Source organism: Mesorhizobium sp. WSM4844 (assembly GCF_055811775.1).
The window spans coordinates 27304-40646 of the sequence record NZ_JBVVQB010000060.1; the positions used below are offsets into that span (position 1 = coordinate 27304).

Consider the following 13343-nt stretch of genomic DNA (forward strand, 5'->3'; position numbering starts at 1 on the left):
CCGGGTTGGCGACCCCGACAATCGTCCCACTGCGAGCGTTGCCTTTCACCGGAGTGCCACCGTTCCATAGTCTGAAGCGGCGATTGAACTGCAAAGGTCAAACCACTCGCACCCGCCGCAAGCACCCCGGGTACGGCCCGAAGAGAACGCATCGCGCATAGTTCGCAGAAGCGAGGGATGGAGCTGAACTTCCATGTCCTCGGCAATCGAGTACCCCAGAAGCGTACCAACGCTGGCCGCCGCCTGACGGTCGCGCTCCGTCACGCTGTCGCGAAGGCAGTGCGGCTCCGCCTCACCGAGCAGGGGCGCGCAAATATCGTCAGGCCCGGAGACGATCAGGATGTTTTCGCTTGCGGAGAGCCGAGCCGCGATCGCGTCGAAGTTGGCGACGAACGCAGCGCTGTAACCTTTGCCTGCGTAAGTCAGCAGGCAAAGGAGATGGTGCGGCCGCAGCCGGATGGTCATTTTTGCGCGCGTGTCATGAGCTTGAGCGTCATCGCGGCCAATGCCGACTTGAGCGCCCCGCCGATCAGGAACGGCGTGACGCCGTGGACAATTGCCTGTTCGATGCCAATGGCGATGGAAAGCCATGCTGCGCCCAGCACGAGGCAAAGCGCGTTGCCCAGGAGCATGGCGACGAACGCCAGCCAGGGGCGGTTGCCGTTCCAGCCGCGCTCCGCCAGCCATCCCGTGAGCGCGCCGACCACGGGGAAGGCAAAGAGGTATCCGGCGGTCGGGCCGACAAAGTGATGCGCACCGGCAGCGCCCCCAGCTAGAACCGGCAACCCGATCGCGCCTTCGACCAACCATGCAACAATCGTGGCCGCGCCGAGTCGCCAGCCATAGACCGCGCCGATCAGGGTGACCGCAAAGGTTTGCATAGTCACGGGCACCGGAACCATTGGCACATCGATGTAAGACGCCAGCGCCAGAAATGCGGTTCCCAGGACGACCGCCCCGATCTGCCAGGACAGCGACCAGTCGCGGATGCCCGGCGCGCTTGAAGCCGCGTGGCTGGCCGGGTTGGGGTTATGAGGCATATGTGTTCTCTTTCGTACTGGCTGTGAAGCAGGCGCTATGCCTGACTTGCGGGATTGAACGACGTGCTGCCCAGGAGGACGGAGTAGCGGATCAGGCGGCTGTCGGCAACGGCGGCTTGCCGATGCTTCATGGCGGCGCGACAAACGGCGCCGGAAGTCACAGTCCTAAGTTTCGCGACAAGATCGCCAGCGTTGAACTCTTCAACAAATTCCTGTCGCAAAACCCACGCGCAAAAAGTCGGCGATTTGCGACAGATATCTGCGACGCTTTTTGCACTTGCTTCGGATTCAGCACTACGATGGGCAAGTTCTGTTCCGATGGACGGATTTGTCACCAACGGAGGCACCGGTGTCTGGCCCCCAGCCTGTCGCTTCGCCGACCAAGACCGGCTCGCCCGCGAAGGCTAGCCTGCCGGCCCCCGGAAAGGCGCCGCGCAAGCTCAGCCAGGCCGTGGTGATCGTGCATGGCATGGGTGAACAGCGGCCGATGGGGACGCTGAAGGAGTTTGTTCAGGCTGTTTGGAGTCATGATCCCGCCCGCGCGCCGTTTTATGCCCAGGTCGCCGATCCGGACGGTCCCGCCGGCGCGAAGATCAACCAGAGCTGGATCACGCCCGACAGCCGCACCAATTCGCACGAGCTTCGCCGGATCACCACCCCCTATGATGTCGACGGCCGCCGCACCGATTTCTACGAGCTTTACTGGGCCGACATCACGCAAGGCACGACGCGGGGCCGGCTTGCGGCCTGGGTGACAAATCTGCTCTGGCGCAAGCCCGCCGACATTCCGCGCGACGCCCGCGGGCTCTATGTCGTCACCCTTCTGGCCGTCATAGCAGTCCTGGGCGCGGCATTCGTGCTCGCGACCTCGACCTTGCGAGGGCATATTTCCTGGACCACGGGCATGCTCGTCACGATCCTGGCCTCGTTCGTCGTCTGGTCGGTGGACCGGTTCGGTCTTCCTTATTTCGGTGATGTGGCCGCCTATGTGCGGGCTGAAGCGGCAACGGTCGAGAAGCGCGCGCTTGTCCGCGACCGTGGTTTGTCGCTGTTGAGGCGCCTCATGCTGGACGACGGCTACGACCGCATCGTGCTGGTCTCGCACAGCCTGGGATCGATTATCGCCTACGATCTGCTGCAGATATTGTGGGCCGATTTCAGGCCACGAAAGCTGGAAGCCGCCCGCGACAAGGCGAGACTGAAAGCGATCCGCGCCGTCGACAAGTCGACGCTCAAGTCAGATGGTTCTGCGTGGCCGGACAGCTTGGACGATTTTTCCGGATTCCGGCGCGCCCAATGGGAACTCTACCGCAACCTCCGGGCCAGCGACGCCGATCATCCATTGCCCTGGAAGATCAGCGATTTCGTCACGCTCGGCAGTCCGCTGACCCACAGCGAATTTCTGGTGACCTACAATCTCGCCGAATTCAGGCGCGGCATCGCTGAGCGGCTGTTCTCGGCATGTCCGCCGATCGCCGAGACGGGGGCCGGTGGAACCGTCCTCTACCAAGAAGGGCGCAGCCGTTCGGGCAAGCCGCAGCGGGCGGTGCATCACGGTGCGGTGTTTGCCGCGCCGCGCTGGACCAACATCTTCGACAGGGGCAATGGCTGGCTGACCGGCGACCCGATCTCCGGCCCGATGGCGGAGAATTTCGGCCCCGGCGTGGAGAACATTCAGATCGAGCTGCGCAGTTCGCTTGGCCGCATCTTCACGCACAGCCTCTACTGGTCGCTGAAGGCGACCGGCGTCGAGGTCGCGGCAGCCGCCGGCACGCCGCCGCGCTCGCATATCGGCGTGCTGCGTGACGCCGTCGATCTCGGCCGCAAACTGGAGCGACCCGAAGCATAAAGCGGATTGGCGCGCCGGAGCATGCCAATACCGCCGGAACATGGAGACAGACTTCTGTGAGCCAAGAGAGCGCAGCGCGCATGCGAATCCTGATCCTGGGCGGATACGGCGTTTTCGGCGGGCGCCTGGCGGAACTCCTATCCGACATAGCGGAGATTGAACTCATCATCTGCGGCCGCGACTTCTCTCGTGCCGAGGCGTTCTGCGCGCGCTACAGAGGGCAGGCCCGGGTTCGGCCGCTTGCGATTGATCGCGTAGAAATTGTGGCCGGCCTGCGCGCGCAACGGCCCAATCTGGTCGTCGACGCTTCCGGGCCGTTCCAAGATTATGGGACCAATCGCTATGGTGTGATTTCGGCCTGCATCGACGCTGGAATCGACTATCTCGACTTTGCCGACGCCGCCGACTTTGTGTTCGGCGTGCCTCAGTTCGACGCGCAAGCAAAGGACGCACGCATATTCATTCTATCGGGCATCAGCAGCTTTCCTGTGCTGACCGCCGCCGTCCTGCGCGAGATGGCGAAGACGATGGACATCGTCTCTGTGAAAGGCGGCATCGCCCCTTCGCCCTATGCCGGAATCGGCCTCAACGTCATGCGTGCGGTGGTGGGCTATGCCGGCGCCCCGGTGAAGCTGCGACGACATGGGGTGCAATCGCATGGCATCGGTCTGGCTGAAAGCATGCGCTTCACCATCGCGGTGCCGGGCCGGCTGCCGCTCCGGAACATCCGTTTCTCGCTGGTGGACGTGCCGGACTTGCAGGTCATCCCGCCCGAGCATCCCTCAATGACCGATATCTGGATGGGAGCCGGGCCAGTCCCGGAAATCTTGCACCGGACACTCAACCTCCTGGCGAAGGCGCGCGCGAGGCTCAGGCTCTCGTCGCTGGAACCTTTCTCGCGTCTCTTCTACGCGGTGCTCAACCGAATGCGTTTTGGCGAGCATCGCGGCGGTATGTTCGTCAGCGCGTACGGCACCACGGATGGGCAGGACGCCGAACGGAGCTGGCATCTTTTGGCCGAAGGGGATGACGGGCCATACATTCCATCGATGGCCATCGAAGCGATCATCCGCAAATTGCTGACGGGCATTCGTCCGGAGGCCGGAGCACGGTCCGGGGTCCGCGCCCTTGAGCTTGCCGACTATGAGGCGCTGTTCCAAAGCCGGAAGATATTCACCGGGTTTCGGGGACACGAGATCGTTGCGCCCCTGTACTGCGGGATTCTCGGATCCGCTTTCTCCTCACTTGCTCCGCGACTTCAGGATCTGCATGGCAGCACCGCCACCCGCCAATGGACGGGCTTCGCCGAGGTACGACGCGGTCGCCGCCCGGCGGCCGCGTTCGTGGCGGCGCTTGTCGGCTTCCCGAAAGCTGCGCCACGGGTGCCGGTCACGGTGACCTTTTCGCCCGAGAACCGCTCTGAACACTGGATCCGTAATTTCGACGGCAAGTGGTTTTCTTCGATTCAGTCGGCCGGCACTGGGAGAGACCAGCATCTTCTGGTGGAACGGTTTGGGATCGCGTCCTTCGCGTTGGCTCTGGTGGTGGACGGCGATCGTCTGACCCTGGTTCCGAGACGATGGTCGCTGCTGGGTATTCCAATGCCCGGCTTCCTCCTTCCCAAAGGCTCGAGCTTCGAAACGGAACGGGACGGGCAATTCTGCTTTGATGTGGAAATTTCGATGCCGTTGATCGGCCTGATCGTGGCGTATCGGGGGACGCTCAGCCCAACCTGAATAGGTTGAGCCAAAGACAGGTAACGGTAACGGTGTGCCACCCGCACCTGGGCAAAAAAATCCTGGATTCGGTGTGGAGGACCAGCAGCCTGCCGCCGGCACCCCGCCGCGCTCGCATATCGACGTGCTGCGTGACGCCGTCGATCTCGGCCGCAAACTGGAGCCAAGCCAGCCGGCACTGACGACTTCTGCCGGAAGATAGGGCACGCTCGTTTGAGCGAATTCAGCGCGCAGTTCATGGCGATGACGTCGTCAAAACAACCGGTCGATGCCGGGGAAAGTCTCGGCGTCGATAGAACCCTCAAGCACCGATCAACGGTCGGTCAGGAAGACCGCCTCCTCGTCGTCGCGCTGCCTGCCCCCAAGTGCTGCCGCGGCGCTTGCGATGAAAGCGCCGACGACCAGGGACAGAGCGCCAAGCAGCGCGAAGGTGGCACCGGCTTTCCTGGCGGTATCGGCAGCCTGCTGGGCCTGGACCTTCGCCTCTTCGACCCTGGCAAGCACGGCATCGACACGGGCCCTGGCATCGGGTTCCGACAGCCCGGTGCGGGCGGCTACCAACTGCGACAGATAGGTCTTGTCGTCGGCTGACACTTCCCCTGCTGCTGCGCTCGCGATCAAAATGCGCGAGGCCTGCGCCGTCGCCGCCGCATCGCTCTCCGGGTTGGCGGCAGCAAGCCTGGCCGCATCGGCCGGGCGGAACAACGCATCGACGAAGTACGACGTTGCGTTGTCGGTCGCGGCGCCTCCGGCGTTTGCGGTAGCACCTGCCGAAGCGCCCATTGCCGCGCCCGACGCGACTGTCGAAGCGGCGTGGAGGCCGGTTCCGACAGCTGCGGAAAGCGCCGAGCCGAGCACACCGGCGACAAGCAACGTTGCAAGCGCCCAGGCGAGGAAGCCGTGTGCGGTATCGCGGAAAAAGACCTCATCGGTGTGGACGCCGACCCATTTGGTGCGTAGGCGCCCGGCAAGATAACCGCCTACGGCCGACGACAGCCACTGCACGATGATCAGCCACGCAGCCGTGGAGGCCGCGAAAGTTGTGACTGAGGTGCTCAAGCCGGACCACGGCGAAACCATCGTCAGCCCGAGCCCGGAGCCGAGCAGCATCAGGATCAATGTTAGCGTCGAGGCAGCAAAGGCGCCGGCCACGATTGGCCCCCAGCTGACAGCGGTAGAAGAGGATTCCGTCGGTGCGGAAACGTCGACAGCCGTTAGGGTTGACTGCATGTCAGCCCCCTAACGTGCGAAAAGCATGATGAGAATAATGATCGGAATCGGGACTCCGAGAAGCCAGAGCAAAATGCCACGTCCCATGAGTGCCTCCTGCGGCGATTGTGATCGATTACAATGCCTTGGATGCTCTTCCGTTCCGACCGGCCCTCATGATCCTTTGTTGCGACGCAGCAGGGATCGTTGGTGGGCCTGGGCCTCCCAATACCTTAAGTGTCCGAAGCTGAGCAGCTGCTTGGGCTTTAAATATCCAGGTTGGCGACCGACAGCGCGTTTTCCTGGATGAACTCGCGCCTGGGCTCGACTTCGTCGCCCATCAGCCGCGAGAACAGACTGTCCGCATCGGTGGCGTCATTGACCTTGACTTGTAAAAGCGAGCGCACATTCGGGTCGAGCGTGGTCTCCCAGAGCTGCTCGGCGTTCATTTCGCCGAGGCCCTTGTAGCGCTGCATGGTCAGGCCCTTGCGGCCGGTGGCAAACACGGCATTGAGCAGCGCCAGCGGTCCCGAGATGGTTTCGGACACATCCTTGCGGCGCAGCACCGGCGGCTCGCCATAGACTTCTGCGAGGCGCGGCGCATAGCGGTCGAGTTGGCGGGCGTCGGCCGAATTGATCAGCGCCAGATCGAGATGCGCGAACTCCTTGACGCTGCGCACAGTGCGCTCGAACACATAGCCACCGACCCCTTCATTTGAGGTCGACATGCGGCCGGTCCAGCCGCGTTCGGTGTCCTCGGCAATGATGTCGAGGCGCCGGGCGACACGCTCGGCCATGGCGTTGGCCCGGCCGAGATCGACGAAGACGTCCGGATTGAGCGCGCCGGCGATCGCCGCCTGCTCGACCACGCCCCTGTTATAGCGGGTGTGCAGTCCGTTGATGAGCTGACGCACCGCCAGCGCATCGTCGATGGCGCTGCGCAGGTCCTGCCCGGCCCGCACCTCGCCGGTGCTGAGCGCAAGCGACGCCTCTTCCAGCCCTGAGCCGATCAGGAATTCCTCGAAGGCGCTTTCGTCCTTGATGTATTGCGAGCTCTTGCCGCGGGTCACCTTGTAGAGCGGCGGCTGGGCGATGTAGAGATGCCCGCGCTCGATCAGCTCCGGCATCTGCCGGAAGAAGAAGGTCAGCAGCAAGGTGCGGATGTGGGCGCCGTCGACGTCGGCGTCGGTCATCAGGATGATCTTGTGGTAGCGCAATTTGTCTGCGTTGAACTCGTCCTTGCCGATCGAGGTGCCGAGCGCGGTGATCAGCGTGCCGATCATGTCGGAGCCGAGCATACGGTCGAACCGGGCCCGCTCGACGTTGAGGATCTTGCCGCGCAGCGGAAGAATGGCCTGGTTCTGGCGCGAACGGCCGCCCTTTGCCGAGCCGCCGGCGCTGTCGCCCTCGACGATGAAGATTTCGGACTTCGCCGGGTCGCGTTCCTGGCAGTCGGCCAGCTTGCCGGGCAGCGAAGTGACGCCGAGCGAGCTCTTGCGGGTGATGTCGCGCGCCTTGCGCGCGGCTTCGCGCGCCGCTGCCGCCTGGATGACCTTCTCGATGACCACCTTGCCCTCGGTCGGGTGCTCTTCGAGCCAGGTGCCGAGCGCCTCGTTGACGAGCCCTTCCACCACCGGACGGACTTCGGACGAGACCAGCTTGTCCTTGGTCTGCGAGGAGAATTTCGGGTCGGGAACCTTGACCGACAGCACGGCCGTCAGTCCTTCGCGGCAATCGTCGCCGATCAGCGCCACCTTCTCCTTTTTGGTGAGGCCCGTGGATTCGCCATAGCCGGTAATCTGGCGCGTCAGCGCGCCGCGGAAACCGGCAAGATGCGTGCCGCCGTCGCGCTGCGGAATGTTATTGGTGAAGGCCAGCACGTTCTCGTGGTAGCTGTCGTTCCACCACATGGCGACTTCGACGGTGATACCGTCGCGCTCGGCCTTGATAGCAATCGGCTTGTCGATCAGCGGCTTCTTGACGCGGTCGAGATATCTGACGAACTCCTCGAGCCCGCCATCATAGTGCAGCTCATGGCGCACGACGTCGGCATGGCGGGCATCGGTCAAAATGATGCGCACGCCGGAATTCAGGAAGGCGAGTTCGCGCAGCCGGTGCTCCAGCGTGCCGAAGTCGAACTCGACCATGGTGAAGGTCTCGGTCGACGGAAAGAAGGTGATCTCGCTGCCGCTGCGCCCCTCATAGGTGCCGGCAACCTTGCGCTGCTCATAGCTGCCGGTGACCCTCAGCGGTCCGTCGGCATTGCCATGCGAGAAGCTCATCTCGTAGATTTGGCCGTTGCGGCGGATTTTCAGCTTCAGCCAGGCCGACAGTGCGTTGACAACCGAGACGCCGACGCCGTGGAGGCCACCGGACACCTTGTAGGAGTTCTGGTCGAACTTGCCGCCGGCATGCAGCTGCGTCATGATCACTTCGGCCGCCGAAATGCCTTCGCCGGTGTGGATATCGGTCGGAATGCCGCGGCCATTGTCGATGACCGTCACCGAACCGTCGGGATTGAGCGTCACCGTGACGAGGTCGGCATGGCCGGCCAGCGCCTCGTCGATGGCGTTGTCGACGACCTCATAGACCATGTGATGCAGGCCCGAGCCGTCGTCGGTATCGCCGATATACATGCCGGGCCGCTTGCGGACGGCGTCCAAGCCCTTCAAAACCTTGATGGAATCGGCGCCGTACTCGGCCTCAGCGCCGCTGGCGTTGTCGATCTGATCGCTCATGAAAACCTGTCTGATTGATGCCGCACATCCAGCGCAAAAAATCGGCTCCGAATCGCGCGTCCTTGATGGCCCAGATATAGGTGCAAAAGGCGGTTTTTCCAAGGTTTGCAAGCATTTCCGAATGGAAGAAGAGCACGCCTGGCGGGCCACGGCATCGGACCCAAAAAGTGGAACCGGTTTTGGGAACAGAGCGGCCGCACAAGAGCGGGCCGACCTGTTCCCGACGATCATCTACTCTCCTGTGCCCCGGTGACATTTCCGGAGAGCGGGCGCTTCGCCCTTGCCGTTCAGCAACATGGACGCTTGGCTTGCCAGCCACTACATTGAGTTCACCAGCGGAGCACGCCATGGACAGTCAGCCCGCCCCCTTTGTCCCGCCGGCGCCGAAGCCGCGCACGTCGCCGCCTTCGACGCTGGAGATGATCCGCATCGTCTATCGCAATCCGCTCGAACTGTGGGGCGAGCCGACCTACAACCAGCCTTGGATTTCGGTGACCGGCATCGGCGGGCCGCTGGTCATCGCCAACGATCCCGGCCTCATTCGCCACGTGCTGGTCGACAATGCCAAAAACTACAAGATGGCGACGGTGCGCCAGATGATCCTGCGGCCGATCCTGCGCGACGGATTGCTGACCGCCGAGGGTGAGGTCTGGCGGCGTTCACGCAAGGCGATGGCGCCGGTGTTCACGCCGCGCCACATCTTCGGTTTTGCCGAGCCGATGCTGAGGCGTACGCGGGAGTTCGTCACCCGCTACGAGGGCGGCGGCACGTCGGACATCGCCCACGACATGACGCTGCTTACCTTTGACATCCTGGCCGAGACACTGTTTTCCGATGAGATATCGGGTGAGCCGGGCAGCTTCGCCAAGGAGATCGACCGGCTGTTCGAAACCATGGGCCGCGTCGATCCGCTCGACCTGTTGCGGGCGCCAGACTGGCTGCCGCGCCTGACCCGCATCCGCGGCCGCAAAACCATGGCCTACTTCCGCAAGATCGTCACCGACACCGTCAAGATGCGCGAAGAGCGGCTCAAGCACGATCCGGACAAGGTGCCGCAGGATTTCCTTACGCTTTTGCTCAAGGCGGAGGGACCGGACGGGCTGACGCGCGCCGAGGTCGAGGACAACATCATCACCTTCATCGGCGCCGGTCACGAGACCACGGCGCGTGCGCTCGGCTGGACGCTCTATTGCCTGGCCGAAGCGCCTTGGGAGCGCGAAAAGGTCGAGCGCGAGATCGACGCCGTGCTGGCGCGCGAGCCCGACCCGACAAAGTGGCTCGACGCCATGCCGTTCACCCGCGCCGCCTTCGACGAGGCGCTCAGGCTCTATCCGCCGGCGCCGTCGATCAACCGCGAGCCGATCGAGCCCGAAACCTGGAACGGCCTCTACATACCGAGGCGTGCCGCGGTGCTGGTCATGCCCTGGGTCGTCCACCGCCATCGCAAGTTGTGGGACAGGCCCGACGCCTTCATGCCCGAACGTTTCCATCCGGGAAATCGCGAGAAGATCGACCGTTTTCAGTATTTGCCGTTCGGCGCCGGTCCTCGCGTCTGCATCGGCGCCAGCTTTGCCATGCAGGAGGCGATCATCGCTCTGGCGATCATGCTGTCGCGCTTCCGCTTCGATACCACCGCCGAGACCAAACCGTGGCCGGTGCAGAAACTGACGACGCAACCACAGGGCGGCTTGCCGATGCAGGTCACGCGGCGGCTTTAATGCATGTCGCGCAAAAGCATGCCCTCGGGCTTGAACCGAGGGTGTGCAGCGGTTTTGCGATAACGACATGCATGAGACAACAACCTAAAGCGCGTCGCATGAGGCCGGTCAAACGCGACGCGCTTTAGCGAGCCGCCTGATTGGCTATTCCGCCGTCTTGCGCTGGAACTGGCCGGCGGGCCGGTAGCGCCAGAGATAGCTCGGCAGGACGCTGCCGATCGACTGTGGCTGGATATCGAGACCGGCGAGCGTCCGGTTTTCCCTGATGGCCGCTTCCGAGACGATGTTGTCCCCGCGCAACTGCAGGACCTGATCCTTGGTCAGCAGCGGATTGGGCAAAAGCCCAAGGATCGATGCCTGCATGTTCGCCACCCACCACGGCACCGACACCAGGAGCCGCTTGCGGTCGATCATGGCGAGCATTTCCTGCATGCATTGCTTGAAGGTGAGCACCTGAGGTCCGCCAAGCTCGTAGATCCGGCCACCCTGGACTTTGCCGTCGACCGAGCGCGCCACCGCTTCGGCGACATCGCCGACATAGACCGGCTGGAATTTGGTCCGCCCGCCGCCGATCAGTGGCAGGACCGGCGAATAGCGCGCCATGCTGGCGAAGCGGTTGAAGAAGCTGTCCTCGGGGCCGAAATTGATCGAGGGCCGCAGGATGACCGCATCCTCGATCGTCTCCAGGACCGCTTTTTCACCGAGCGCCTTGGTGCGCGCATACTCGGATTGCGCGTTCAGATCGGCGCCCAGCGCCGAGATATGGGTGAGCCCGGCGCCGACGGCGCGCGCCGCTTCGGCGATCGCGTGGGCGCCGAACTCGTGGACGGGCGTGAACTTCTGCCGGCCGCTCTCATGCAGGATGGCTACCAAATTGACGACATGGTCGGCGCCCTGCACGGCGCGGTCGACCGACCAGCGCACGCGAATATTGGCCTGCACCGGCTGGATCTGGCCGACATTGCCGAGCGGTTGCAGATGGCCGGCGAGATCGGGCCGGCGGCAGGCGACCCTGATGCGATAGCCACGCCGGGCCAGCGCCCGCACCACATGGCGGCCGACAAAGCCGGAGCCGCCGAACACGACGACGAGCTTTGGGGTCTGCAGGATTTCGGTCATGGCTGGCTCCGGCGCGCTTTCCAGATCTACTGGGCTTGGCTGAAGCCGTTCATAATCCGTTTCGCGCCGAAGGCAAAGGGCGATCCTTTGTCGCCGTTTGCCACGGTGTCGGCCGGTTCAGAACGCCCTGCCGATGCGCGCGTCGACCGATTGGCGGTTGCCGCCGCGGATGACGAAGAAGAACAGGATCGCCGCCCACAGCAGCGATTTTTCGGCACCCGAAAAGCCCTCTCCCAGGGTGACCCAGTGGAACCAGACGGTGACCAGGAGCACGAACATTCCGGCGAAGGCGGCCGGGCGGGTCAAGAGACCGATGGCGATGAAAATGCCGCCGAAGAACTCGGTGCAGGCCAGCAGCACCGACCAGAACGCGCCAGGATAGAAGCCGAGACCTTCGACCATCTCAGCGGCGCCGAGCGGGTCGATGATCTTGCCAGAGCCGTGGATGGTGAGGAAGATGCCGGCCACGGCGCGCAGGATGGTTTCAGAGGTGGTGTTCAGCGCCGCATAGAGGCTGCCAAGGGCCGGAACGACAAGATTGGTGCTGGGATTGTGGGTGCTTGCGGCCATTAAGGGTTCCTCTTTTGCTGCTCCGCGCAAACAGCCGCCACCCCAGTCAAAGTCAAATGAACAAAAGTTGACCGGGAAATGCATGTTACGAGTCAGTTGCGGAGAGCCCGGAAAACCCAGCCGACGCGAGGGTTTCCGGCTGTTTCCGAAACGTGGTTCGACGAGGCAGCCTGGGCGTAACGGCAAGTACGCCCGCTGTCGCGCGATCAACTATCCGAAGGTGTGGACGTCTTCAGGAAGAATACCGGGCGGCGAATTCGGAGATGCGCTGCACCACGGCTTTCGGAGCCGTTATGCCCCGTGCCGCTGCCTTCTCCGCCGCTTCGGCCCGGGCACGGCCGGGGACATGCACGCCGTAGCGGCGGCGCAACCGGTCGAGTTGATCTTTCATGCGCTTCTCGAAATTTGGATCGAGCAGCTTGGGCTCGACGGCCAGCACGAAGAGGCCGGTTCCGGGACTGTCCGGTCCGTCGGTGAACCATGGCGCATCGAGTGACCAGTTGGCGCCCGACAGGCCCGCCGCCAGCACTTCGACCATCAGCGCGATGTTGGCGCCACGCTGGCCGCCGAAGGCAAGCATCGCGCCTTTCATGGCGGCGGCCGGATCGGTGGTCGGGTTGCCGCTCGCATCCAGTGCCCAGCCTTCTGGAATTTTCTTGCCGTCCTCGGCTGCCTTGCGGATGTTGACGAAGGCAGTGGCGCTCGATGACTGGTCGATCACCAGCGGCGCTCCGTCGGCGGCGGGCGCGGCGAAGGACATCGGGTTGGTGCAGTAGACCGGCTTGACCGAGCCGGAGCCGGCAAGCACGGCCGGTCCATTGGTCGCGGCGAAGGACACCAGCCCCTGCGCGGCCAGCCGCCCGGTGAAATAGCCGAGCGCGCCGCATGTATAGGCGTTCTTCTGCGAAAAGATGGCAACGCCGAACAGGCGCGCCGCCTTGGCGAGATCGTCGATGGTGCGGTGGAAGCCGGTATGCGCCAGACCGCCGCGCGCGTCGGAGAGATAGATCGCCAAAGCCGGCCTGGTGATGACCGGCTCGGCCTTGCCATCGATGCGGCCGGCCTCCAGCGCTTCGAGATAGTCGATGAAATGCGACAGTCCGACCGTCGACAGACCTTCTGCCTCGGCCGCCACGACGGAGGCTGCAAGCGACTGCGCCGCTTCCTCATTGGCGCCAGCGCCGAGCGCCGCCATCCGGCACAGCCCTGTCGCCTGGTCGAGACTGAGTTGCATCGTAGCGATCCTAGGGGGGAGTAGGGGAGTAAGGGAATAGGGGAATAGTGAGCAGTGAATGCGAATAGGATGGAAATGTGTATGTGAATAGTGGCTGACCCTACTCCCCTACTCCCCTACTCCCCTACTC

General features: G+C 63.7%; 13 protein-coding genes. 5 read left to right on the top strand and 8 right to left on the bottom strand.

Annotation, left to right across the window (positions count from 1 at the left end):
* Positions 1–45 precede the first annotated feature (45 nt).
* Genes AC0L2A_RS30385 through AC0L2A_RS30395 form a run of 3 tightly spaced genes read right to left on the bottom strand, consistent with a single transcriptional unit; the run spans position 46 to position 1375 of the window.
* Positions 46–465, bottom strand: coding sequence for a DUF1284 domain-containing protein (locus tag AC0L2A_RS30385; RefSeq protein WP_473611929.1), 420 nt, complete (start codon positions 463–465; stop codon positions 46–48).
* Complete coding sequence (locus AC0L2A_RS30390) at positions 462–1040, bottom strand: biotin transporter BioY (RefSeq protein WP_473611930.1); 579 nt, start codon at positions 1038–1040, stop codon at positions 462–464. Before AC0L2A_RS30390 ends, AC0L2A_RS30385 begins: the two co-directional genes overlap by 4 nt.
* A 35-nt stretch (positions 1041–1075) precedes the next feature.
* Entirely contained in the window at positions 1076–1375 is a 300-nt protein-coding gene (locus AC0L2A_RS30395; RefSeq protein ID WP_473611932.1) for a hypothetical protein, read from the bottom strand.
* Positions 1376–1389: 14 nt separating this feature from the next.
* Here AC0L2A_RS30395 and AC0L2A_RS30400 point away from each other — a divergent pair, with 14 nt between their 5' ends.
* The 3 genes from AC0L2A_RS30400 to AC0L2A_RS30410 all read left to right on the top strand — a co-directional run bounded on the left by AC0L2A_RS30400 (position 1390) and on the right by AC0L2A_RS30410 (position 4827).
* Complete coding sequence (locus AC0L2A_RS30400; RefSeq protein WP_473611933.1) at positions 1390–2889, top strand: hypothetical protein; 1500 nt, start codon at positions 1390–1392, stop codon at positions 2887–2889.
* Between the two features lie 80 nt (positions 2890–2969).
* Positions 2970–4625 (top strand): SDR family oxidoreductase, encoded by a 1656-nt coding sequence (locus tag AC0L2A_RS30405; protein WP_473611934.1) that lies wholly within the window; start codon positions 2970–2972, stop codon positions 4623–4625.
* A gap of 73 nt (positions 4626–4698) precedes the next feature.
* Positions 4699–4827, top strand: coding sequence for a hypothetical protein (locus AC0L2A_RS30410; protein ID WP_473611936.1), 129 nt, complete (start codon positions 4699–4701; stop codon positions 4825–4827).
* Positions 4828–4937: 110 nt separating this feature from the next.
* On the opposite strand, the gene AC0L2A_RS30415 is transcribed toward AC0L2A_RS30410, so the two are convergent.
* On the bottom strand, positions 4938–5855 hold the full coding sequence (locus tag AC0L2A_RS30415; RefSeq protein WP_473611937.1) for a hypothetical protein: 918 nt from the start codon (positions 5853–5855) through the stop codon (positions 4938–4940).
* 245 nt (positions 5856–6100) lie between these two features.
* Positions 6101–8572: a DNA topoisomerase (ATP-hydrolyzing) subunit B gene (gyrB, locus tag AC0L2A_RS30420; RefSeq protein WP_128172916.1), complete on the bottom strand. Its 2472-nt coding sequence runs from the start codon at positions 8570–8572 to the stop codon at positions 6101–6103.
* On the opposite strand from gyrB, the gene AC0L2A_RS30425 reads away from it, so the two are divergent.
* Positions 8571–8825: a hypothetical protein gene (locus AC0L2A_RS30425; protein ID WP_128172917.1), complete on the top strand. Its 255-nt coding sequence runs from the start codon at positions 8571–8573 to the stop codon at positions 8823–8825. The two genes, gyrB and AC0L2A_RS30425, sit on opposite strands and share 2 nt — an antisense overlap.
* A 94-nt stretch (positions 8826–8919) precedes the next feature.
* Positions 8920–10290, top strand: a complete 1371-nt coding sequence (locus AC0L2A_RS30430; protein WP_473611938.1) for a cytochrome P450 — start codon at positions 8920–8922, stop codon at positions 10288–10290.
* Between the two features lie 144 nt (positions 10291–10434).
* On the opposite strand, the gene AC0L2A_RS30435 is transcribed toward AC0L2A_RS30430, so the two are convergent.
* The 3 genes from AC0L2A_RS30435 to AC0L2A_RS30445 all read right to left on the bottom strand — a co-directional run bounded on the left by AC0L2A_RS30435 (position 10435) and on the right by AC0L2A_RS30445 (position 13213).
* On the bottom strand, positions 10435–11409 hold the full coding sequence (locus AC0L2A_RS30435) for a complex I NDUFA9 subunit family protein (protein WP_473611940.1): 975 nt from the start codon (positions 11407–11409) through the stop codon (positions 10435–10437).
* Positions 11410–11526: 117 nt separating this feature from the next.
* On the bottom strand, positions 11527–11979 hold the full coding sequence (locus AC0L2A_RS30440; RefSeq protein WP_023796785.1) for a DoxX family protein: 453 nt from the start codon (positions 11977–11979) through the stop codon (positions 11527–11529).
* A gap of 232 nt (positions 11980–12211) precedes the next feature.
* Entirely contained in the window at positions 12212–13213 is a 1002-nt protein-coding gene (locus AC0L2A_RS30445) for an Ldh family oxidoreductase (protein ID WP_473611941.1), read from the bottom strand.
* Positions 13214–13343: the final 130 nt, after the last annotated feature.